The following is a 9344-nucleotide window of genomic DNA, read 5'->3' on the forward strand; positions in this document are numbered from 1 at the left end:
TCAAGCAACTGCCACGTGTAGCTGCCCGCGGGCTGGGAGGCGGCGACGGTGATCTCGTCGATCCGCTCCGTTTTAGCCCCGTAGAAACGTTCCTTGGCTAGATCCATTAGTTGCTCCTGGAGATGTCGAACCAGAAGAAACCATGCGGGCCAAGGGTGACCAGCCAGGGCAGCTCGCCGATCGTCGGGAAGTACTCGCCGCCGGACAGCTCGCGCGGGGTCACGCCATTGAATTCGCCCAAATGCATCTCCACGGCCTGCGGGCGCGAGGTCATGTTGTTGATGCACAAGATGTCCTCGCCCTCGTACTCGCGGATGAAGGCGAGCACGCCCGGGTTCTCGTGGTGGACGAACTTCAGCGAGCCGCGGCCGAAAGCCTTGTACTGCTTGCGGATATGCACCTGCTGGCGCACCCAGTGCAGCAGCGAATTATCGCGCGACATCTGGGCTTCCACGTTGGCGGCCTGGAAACCGTACTGGTCGTTACGGATCGCCGGCAGGTAGAGGCGCTCGGGTTCGACGCGGGAGAAGCCGCCGTTGCGGTCATTAGACCACTGCATGGGGGTGCGCACGCCGTCGCGGTCCGGCAGCCAGATGTTGTCGCCCATGCCGATCTCATCGCCGTAGTACAAAAATGGGGAGCCCGGCAGCGACAGCAAGATAGCGTGGGCCAGCTCGATGCGCCCGCGGTGGCCGCCCAGAAGCGGGGCGAGGCGGCGTCGGATGCCCACGTTGGCCTTCATGCGGGGTTCCGCGGCGAAGTTTTCGTACATGTAGTCGCGCTCGTCGTCGCTGACCATTTCGAGGGTGAGCTCGTCGTGGTTGCGCAGGAACATACCCCACTGCGCGGACTCCGGGATCGCAGGCGTTTCGTTCAGGATGTCGATGATCGGCGCCGCGGACTCCTGGTGCAGGCCCATGAAGATGCGCGGCATGACGGGGAAGTGGAAGGCCATATGGCATTCGTCGCCGCCCGCCTCCGGGTCGCCGAAGTAGGCCACCACTTCTTCGGGCAGCTGGTTGGCCTCGGCGAGCAGGAAGCGGCCGGGGTATTCTTCGTCGAACATGCGGCGCACGCGCTTGATGAAGTCGTGGGTTTCGGGCAGGTTTTCGCCGTTGGTGCCATCGCGCTCGAACAGGTAGGGGATGGCGTCTAGGCGGATGCCGTCCATGCCCAGGTCCAGCCAGAAGCGGATCACGTCCAGGATGGCGTCTTGGACTTCGGGGTTGTCGTAGTTCAGGTCCGGCTGGTGGGAGAAGAAGCGGTGCCAGTAGTACTGCTTGCGCACTGGGTCATAGGTCCAGTTGGACTCTTCGGTGTCGACGAAGATGATGCGCGCCTCGGAGTATTTTTCGTCGGTGTCGCTCCACACGTAGTAGTCGCCATAGGGGCCTTTGGGGTCGCGGCGCGATTGCTGGAACCAGGGGTGCTGGTCGGAGGTGTGGTTGATGGGGAAGTCGGTGATGATGCGGATGCCGCGGCGGTGCGCCTGGTCGACCAGTTCGACGAAGTCTTCCACCGTGCCGAATTCGGGCAGGACTTTGCGGAAGTCGCGGATGTCGTAGCCGCCGTCGCGCAGGGGCGAGTCGTAGAACGGCGGCAGCCAGATGGCGTCGATGCCCAACCACTGGATGTAGTCGAGCTTTTCCATCACGCCTTTGAGCGTGCCGGATCCGGTGTTGTCGGGATCGTAGTACGCACGCACGAGTACTTCGTAGAAGACGGCGTCTTTGTACCATTCGGGGTCCGGCCGTTGCCAGGGTTCGTTGCCGGGCGCGGGGGCCGGGGTGTCAAAGTCGCCTGCGTCTGGTTCGACGATGCGGCCTTCGTTGTCAGTGTCCGATTGGTAAGTGGTTTCGTCCATGCGTTCAAGGCTAGGCAATTGTGCGCACGGCTGCACCTATCCGGTCGATGGCGTCGCGCAAAATATCCGGACTCGTTGCGAAATTGAGACGCGCCTTGTGCTCGCCGCCGGGCCCGAAGCTGGTGCCTTCGTTCAACGCCACTTTCGCGTGTCGACGAAGCCATGCGGCCGGCTGCTTCTCGCGCAGGGCGGTCTCGGAGAAGTCGAGCAGCATCAGGTAAGTAGCGGCGGGCTCGGTGAAGCGGATCCCTGGTACAGCTTCAGGCAGCTTATCGACGAGCAACTGGCGGTTCTCACGCAGTTGGTCGAGCTGCTGTTCTAGCGACTCGGTGCCGTGGAGGTAGCAAGCTTCTGCGGCGTACACGCCGAGGGTGCCGGTGCCATCCTTGGCAACGCCGGTAAGTGCGTTCCAGGTTGTGATGTCCGCGTCGTTGGAGAAGATGATCTGCGCACACTTCAGGCCGGCGATATTCCATGCCTTCGAGGTGGCGGTGACGGTGATGCAGACCTCGGCGGCGGTCTCAGAGACGTTGGCCGCGCACACGTGGGTGCCGTCGAGCACGATGGGGGCGTGGATTTCGTCGACAAGCACACGTGCCTTGTAGCGGGCGGCCATGTCGGTCAGCTGAACCAGCTCGTCCTTGCTGAAGGTGAAGCCCCAGGGGTTATTGGGGGCGGCCAGCAGGATGGAGCCGGCGCCCTGCTGGAAGGCCTGCTCGATCTCTTCGAAGTCCAGGCCTTCGGCGGTGGCGGCGACGTCGATGCGCTGGCGGCCGGCGGTTTCCGGCAGCTCCAGAAACGGCGGGTAGCTGGGCACCGGCACGATTACGGGGCTATCCGGGCGGGTGAAGTACTGAATGCCCAACAGCATGCCGCGCACCACGTCGGCGCAAGTGACCACGCGTGCCGGGTCGGGGCGCCAGCCGTAACGCTGGGCATAAAACTCCGACAGCGCCTCCGGCAGACCCGAGTTGGCCGGGGTGTAGCCGAAGGTTTCGTTGTCCACGCACTCCTGGATCGCGTCGAGCACCGGCGCGGCGGTGGGGAAGTCGCTCTCGGCGATGAACAGCGGCAGGACGTCGTCGTCGAACTGCGTCCACTTGCGGGTGCCGCGGGCTTTCAGGGTCTCAAGGCTTGGAAACTGCATGGCCGACAGTTTAGTCAGCGCGCGTCGACCCTGTCGGCTCCTCGGCGTCCTCCTCGTCGTCGCCGGAGACGAAACCGAAACGCTTTAACCTGGCACGGTCGGCCTCTGAGGTGGAGGCGGTCAGCTGCAAAAGTTCTGAATAAATTCCGCCGGAGACGGCCAATTCTTCCGGGGAGCCGATTTCATCGATCCGTCCGCCATCGAGCGTGATGATGGTATCCACGTCGGCGATCGTCGACAAGCGGTGCGCGATGATGATCGTGGTGCGGTCGCGCATCAGCTCATTCAGGCCCGCCTGGACCTGGCGTTCGGACTTGTTATCCAGGGCGGAGGTGGCCTCGTCGAGAAGTAACAAAGGCGCGTCCTTCAGCATGGCGCGGGCCACGGCGACGCGCTGCTTCTGGCCACCCGACAGGCGCAGGCCGCGCTCGCCGATGACGGTGCCATAGCCATCCGGGAAGCCCATGATGAAGTCATGCGCGTTGGCGCGGCGGGAGACCTGCTCGATCTCCTCGTCCGTGGCGTCCGGCTTGCCGTAGGCGATATTTTCGCGGATCGTGCCGGAAAACAGGTTCGGCTCCTGGAAGACCACGCCGACGGAGGCGCGCAGCTGCTCATTGGTGAGCGTATCGACGTTATGCCCGCAGACCGTGAGCTCGCCGCCATTGATGGGGTAGAGGCCCAACAGCAGGTTGATCACCGTGGACTTGCCGCCGCCCGATTCGCCCACCAGCGCCACGCGCTCGCCCTCACGCGCGGTGAAGGAAATATCGCGCAGCACCAGTTCGTCGGGTTCGTAGCCGAAGGAGACATCGTCGAAACGCACCACTGGTGGCTGGGGCTCAAGTGGGGCCGGGTGCTCGTCGTTAAGCACTGGCACTCCGGAGGCCTCGGTGGCGGCGACGAGTTGCTGATTCGCGGTGGGCTCGACGCGCTCATCCATCACGCGGAAGTAGTCCTTGGAGCCGGCGATCGCGCGCTGGGCGGCGTCGACGATCCAGCTCATCATGAACACGGGTTGCTTCGCCATGTTGGTTAGCGTGATCAGCATGACCATGTCGCCGAGGGTGAAGCGGCCGTTGACCGTTTGCAGGAAGAGCAGCAGGTAGATGGCCAGGAAAATCACGTTCATGGCGGCGCCGCGGGCCGTGTCCATGCCGTGCCACCAGCGCGACTGCGGGCGGGTGATCTCGACGGTGCGGCCGTAGCGGCTGCCGAAATCGTCGAGCTCGCGGATCTCCGCGACGAAAGACTTAGTCACCTTGACCTGGCCGATGACCTCGGAGAACCGGCCGTTGGCGGCGTCGATCTCCGCGTTCTTCTCGCCCTCCATGCGCTGCCAGCGCTTTGAGGTGAGTGCTGTGAGGTACATGTAGATCGGGAAGAGCGCGGCGAGCAAGAGGGTCAGCGGCCAGTAGTAGAACGTGGTGATCACCAGCACCGCGATGACCTGCAGCATCATCGGCAGGAAGGAGTTCGAGGCGGACTGGATGAACTGCGTCATTCCCGCGATCGAACGGTCTAGGCGCGCGATGACGGTGCCGGTAATCTGCCCGTCGAAATAGCGCTGCGGCAGGGCCAGCAGCTTCGCGAAGTAGCGCGTGGAGAGGATCTGGCGCAGGCGCATCGCCATCACGTCGCCGAAGTAGCCGCCGATATTCTGCGCCACGGTGGATGCCAGGTCGGCGACGAACAGCGCGATCGACAACCAGATGATCGTGCGTGTCACCGCCTGCGCCACCGTCTCGCCGGAGACCACCGCGACGATCGTATCCGTCGCCTCACGCAGGATAAACGGGCTCACAAGCGCCAGCGCCGCCTGCACCGCGGCGAACACAATAATGGCAATGTATAAAGGCCACAGGGCAGAGGCGCTACGAAGAACGCGGGAAAGAGACTGCATAAGATGTTGATGCTAACAACAACGCGGGTCCAGTGCACGCGGCCAGTCACTGACCGGCTAAAGTAGGCCACACGACGCGAACCGAAAGGTACCCATGGCTTTGAAGCATTCCCGCGCAGTCGCGCTCCTCGCCGCGCTCAGCCTGGCGGCGGGGACAGTCGCGTGTGCTAACGACGACACCGCCGACGGTGACGCCACCAACGGGGAAAACCCGATCACCCCGACTACCGGCGTGGCCACCACGGCGGAAGCCGCCGAGCCCGAGTTCGAAACCCGCCAGGTGGAGCCGACCGTCACCGAAAAGATTGACGGCTCTCCCGTCGACGACCCCGGCATGGACCTCACCTTCCACTGGCAGGGCACCACCTACGCGCCCAACGGCGGCACCGTCGTCACGGTGGCCGTAGCCAATAACTCCAAGGTCCCCATGCCGCCCGAGGCGCTGGGGCAGCCCACGCTGCGCTACTCGCCGGGGTCCTCCTCGGGCGAGTCCACGGCCGACCCGATGAGCGCCGAGGAGGCCGGCATCGACACGGTGGGGCTCGACCTGCCACTGGGGCCGGGGGCGATGACCAACCTGCATTATGCCTTCGACGTATCAACGGGCAACATATGGGACGCCGAGTTCACCATCGCGAACGTAACCTTCTCCGGCAACCTCAACAATTAAAGGAAAATCTGTGTCTGAACGCGTAGTACTTCTCGACGACAACGGCGCCGCCATCGGCGAGGCCGACAAGGCGGAGGTGCACACCACCGATACGCCACTGCACCTCGCATTTTCTGCCTGGGTGTTTGACGCGGAGGGCTCCTTGCTGATGACGCGCCGCTCCCTGGCGAAGAAAACCTTCGCCGGCGTGTGGACCAATAGCTTCTGCGGCCACCCGGCCCCGGGCGAAGAGCTAGTAGCTGCGGTGCGCCGGCGGGCACGCGAGGAGGTGGGGATTGCGGCCGACTATATTGCAGAGATCCGCGAGGTCATCCCAGACTTCCGCTATCGCGCAACTGACGTGGCCGGCATCGTGGAAAATGAGATCTGCCCCGTCTTCGTCGTCCGCCTGCACGAGGACGCACTGATCGGCCCGGAGCCCAGCGAGATCGACGCCTATGTGTGGGCCGATCCCCGCAAGGTGCTGGCCACCGCCCAGACCACCCCGTGGGTGTTCTCCGACTGGATGGTCGGAGAACTTTTCGACCACCGCCTAAGCTCCGTCCTCTCAGGGGAAGAACGCTAGGCCCCCAGGCTGAGCATGCGCCGGCCTTGGAAGCGTCCGGCGTCAGTGGTGGCCTCGGCCAGCATGACCAGCCCGCGGTGCGCCATGCACGCCTTAAAGGTGGGCGTGATCTTGTCCTGCCCGTAGCCCTCGAGGAAGCTGCGCACCACGTTTTCGCACCACATCGGGTTGTTGGCGCCGTGGGAGCGCAGTGACCCGACGATGCCAGCGATGTCGTCGGTCGGGCTACGCAGTTCGGCAGCACCCGGGTAGGGGACCGATTCTTCGAAGTCGATGATGGTCCACTGGCCCTCGTCGTAAAGCGTGACCTCAAGCCGCAGGTTGCCGTGGATCCGCTGCACGGGGAACTCCTCCGGCATCCCGTCGATCAGGGCGGCGATGTGGCTGCGGTATTCCTCCAAGTGGGGATGGTCGGCCAGCAGGATGTCGAAGAGCTCCCACAGGTGGTCGCCCATATAGTGACGCGGCAGAGAGTCGGTGGGGAAGGCCATGGCCAGGGCATCGTGCATGTAACGCACCGTTTGGCCGAGCTTCATCAGATCATTGTGCTCGTAGAAGCCCGCAGAGGAGTTCTGCTTGGCAATCTCGCTGCCCTTCTCGCCGGCGTTGAAGCTTTCCACAGCGGACAGCGTGTAGGTCTTCTCGTCCAGGTCGAGGGTGACGTGGCCCAGCAGGGAAGGGAAGTGGGGGCCGGAGAGCTGGGAGAGCATCTCCACCTCGTCGTTGATGCCCTCCGGCAGGTAGTGGAAGACGCGAAACAGGCAGTGTTCGCCGGTTCCCGTGTCCGTCAAGCGGAAGTTGAGGTTGGGGCTATCCGGGTAGTCGACGCGCTCCAAGGTGTACCTATCCGGCAGGAATCCGTGGAGCTCAGCGCCCTCGGTGAAGGGGATTTTCTTGACCGTGTTGCGCTCCAGCGCCGTGCTGAGGTTGTCAGACATGTCCGTGCCGTCCTGGTTGAGGGAAATTTGGTAGGCGCCAGCATGTGATGTATCAACGAAATATTGATGCCCCGTTAAGAAGGGAACCTTTTTGATGATGCGAACCTGAGGGTCATCCTTGCGATCTCCACGATAAAAAGGCTGCCTCCGCAGCCAGTCGCCGATTTCGGCCTCCTGGATCATGCAAACTCCTTAAGTTCTTCGCGTTTCCCCGCAGGTCAGGGCTGCCCCGGCTCGATTCTCTAAGATTCCATCGGAAGCTCAGTAAACGAGTGTCGGATATACCCCAACGGGTTTTTACTTAACGTGTCATTTGTACCTGATAAGTCCACTTTAAGCACATTTTTTCCATCCACCGCGTTGTATTCGGGCCAGCCAGGCTCCCCCGTTCGGGCGTAATTGACCAACCAGGCATTAAGTCCATCGCCCGCGGCGTAGGGAGTGTTACCGAACAGCGGGCGAATATCGCACGAATGATAAGCGGGCGAGAGTTCGTCGGAAAGCAACTCAGCCTGCCACGTACGCCCCGGCGCGTGTTCGGCGACGTGGTCGACCCAGCGGCGCACGGAGGCGTCGGTGACGAAGCGCCCGGCAAGGTGGCGCGGGTCGATGGCACGGGCGTGCTCCAGCCAGTAGCTCGTCGTGTCGCGCTTGAGCCCCATGGCGGGCCCGAACATGCGCACCATCGCAGCGCCTTGTCCCAGCTTGTCGGCTTGGGCGGCGAAGGGCTGGGTATAGAATTCGTCGCGTGTCGACGAGACCACCACGTCCACCTCCGCCATATCACGGGGCGTGAGCGGGGCCGGGCCCAAGGCGATGTCCAGGATGTGGCGGGTGCGGAAGCGGTTATAGGCCGCTTTTCGACGAGCCCGTGATGCTTTTTCCATGTTGGCGCGGCTAGTGACCATGCCAAAGAAGGCGGCCTGCACGCCGGTGCGCCGCTGCTCGTAGGAGGCGCGGGGGAAGCTGGGGCTCATGGCCACCACGCGCCGGAATGCGCCGCGGTAGTGGTCGCGCCGGGTTAGCCAGAGGGCGGTGGTGGCGCCGGCGGACTGGCCGACGAGGGTGACGTTGGTGGGGTCGCCGCCGAAGGATTCGATGTTGTGCTGGATCCATTCGAGGGCGAGGGCGCAATCGTCGATGCCGCGGTAGTGGTTGGGTTCGTCGTCGTGGAAGCGGGCGAAGCCTTCGAAGCGGACGCGGTAGCCGATCTGGACCTGGATCACGCCTTGGGTGGCGTTGGCGTAGCCGGCGGCGCGGGGGTCTTCGTGGGTGCCGTTTTCGAAGCGGCCGCCGTGGATATAGACGATGACGGGCAGGTCGTCGAGGTCGCGCGCGCTGGCAGGCCGGGTGATTGTGAGCGCCACTTGTTCGGGTTGCGGGGTGGTGGCGTCGATCAGCAGGCCGCGGTCGGCGGGGCGGGCGTCGGCGAAGTCGCTGGGGATGTGGGAGTAGGGCACGGAGTGGAAGATGTCCACGGTGCCGTCGGAACGGCCGATGATGGTGCCGGCGGGGCAGGTCACTTCAGCGTTGCGCATACCGCTGTAGTCTAGCCATTATGACAAACCCACTTCTTCAGCAATCCGAACTGCCGTATAAATTGCCGGACTTCGCCGCGATCACCGTGGCCGATGCGGACGCCGCTTTCCCGGTCGCCTTGGAGCGCCACCGCGAGGAGATTGCGCAGATCCTTGCCGAAGAAGAACCCACCTGGGCCAACACCGTGGAGGCCTTGGAGCTCTCCGGCGCGGACCTCGACCGCGTCGCGTCCTGGTTTTTCAACCTGCAGGGCACCGACGGCGGCAAAGAGTTCGACGAAGTCGCCGACCGCTGGGTGCCGGAGCTTTCCGCCCATTCCGATGCCATCTACCAGAACGCGGAGCTCTACCGCCGCATTCAGGCCGTCACTGTGCCGGAGGACGAGGAGTCACGCCGCCTCCACGGCAAGTTGCTGCGCGCCTTCACCCGCCGCGGCGCCGACCTCGACCAGGCGGGCAAGGATCGCTTATCGACGATCAACCGGCGCCTTTCTGAGCTCTCTGAACTTTTCGGCCGCAACCTGCTTGCCGACACCACCGAGCTCGCCGTCCGCTTCGATACCGCCAAAGAATTAGCGGGGCTCTCGCAGGCACGCATCGACGCCGCCGCAGACGGTGATGGCTACGTGCTGCCCATTGAATTGCCGACGACACAATCGGCACAGTCGCAGCTGGAATCGTCGGAAAGCAGGCACAAACTTTTCGACGCCTCACGCAAG

The 9344-nt window shown here is 63.7% G+C and carries 7 protein-coding genes and 1 pseudogene; 3 read left to right on the forward strand and 5 right to left on the reverse strand.

Annotated features, from left to right (window positions below):
* Positions 1-106: 106 nt before the first annotated feature.
* Genes treS through ACHFGA_RS03255 form a run of 3 tightly spaced genes read right to left on the reverse strand, consistent with a single transcriptional unit; the run spans position 107 to position 4914 of the window.
* Positions 107-1864 (reverse strand): maltose alpha-D-glucosyltransferase, encoded by a 1758-nt coding sequence (gene treS, locus ACHFGA_RS03245; RefSeq protein WP_394280997.1) that lies wholly within the window; start codon positions 1862-1864, stop codon positions 107-109.
* Between the two features lie 10 nt (positions 1865-1874).
* Entirely contained in the window at positions 1875-3011 is a 1137-nt protein-coding gene (locus tag ACHFGA_RS03250) for a MalY/PatB family protein (protein ID WP_394280998.1), read from the reverse strand.
* Positions 3012-3021: 10 nt separating this feature from the next.
* The gene (locus tag ACHFGA_RS03255) at positions 3022-4914 is read right to left on the reverse strand and encodes an ABC transporter ATP-binding protein (RefSeq protein WP_394280999.1); all 1893 of its coding nucleotides are present in this window, start codon (positions 4912-4914) and stop codon (positions 3022-3024) included.
* Between the two features lie 94 nt (positions 4915-5008).
* On the opposite strand from ACHFGA_RS03255, the gene ACHFGA_RS03260 reads away from it, so the two are divergent.
* Positions 5009-5584, forward strand: a complete 576-nt coding sequence (locus ACHFGA_RS03260; RefSeq protein ID WP_394281000.1) for a hypothetical protein — start codon at positions 5009-5011, stop codon at positions 5582-5584.
* A gap of 10 nt (positions 5585-5594) precedes the next feature.
* On the forward strand, positions 5595-6149 hold the full coding sequence (gene idi / locus ACHFGA_RS03265; RefSeq protein WP_394281001.1) for an isopentenyl-diphosphate Delta-isomerase: 555 nt from the start codon (positions 5595-5597) through the stop codon (positions 6147-6149).
* Here the strand turns inward: idi and ACHFGA_RS03270 are convergent.
* Positions 6146-7087: a phosphotransferase gene (locus ACHFGA_RS03270; RefSeq protein WP_394281002.1), complete on the reverse strand. Its 942-nt coding sequence runs from the start codon at positions 7085-7087 to the stop codon at positions 6146-6148. The genes idi and ACHFGA_RS03270 overlap by 4 nt on opposite strands.
* A 242-nt stretch (positions 7088-7329) precedes the next feature.
* The gene (locus ACHFGA_RS03275) at positions 7330-8625 is read right to left on the reverse strand and encodes a carboxylesterase family protein (protein ID WP_394281003.1); all 1296 of its coding nucleotides are present in this window, start codon (positions 8623-8625) and stop codon (positions 7330-7332) included.
* 20 nt (positions 8626-8645) lie between these two features.
* Here ACHFGA_RS03275 and ACHFGA_RS03280 point away from each other — a divergent pair.
* Positions 8646-9344, forward strand: a pseudogene (locus tag ACHFGA_RS03280) (M3 family peptidase); the annotation flags it as partial.

It is taken from the genome of Corynebacterium sp., assembly GCF_043426755.1.
Lineage (GTDB): Bacteria > Actinomycetota > Actinomycetes > Mycobacteriales > Mycobacteriaceae > Corynebacterium.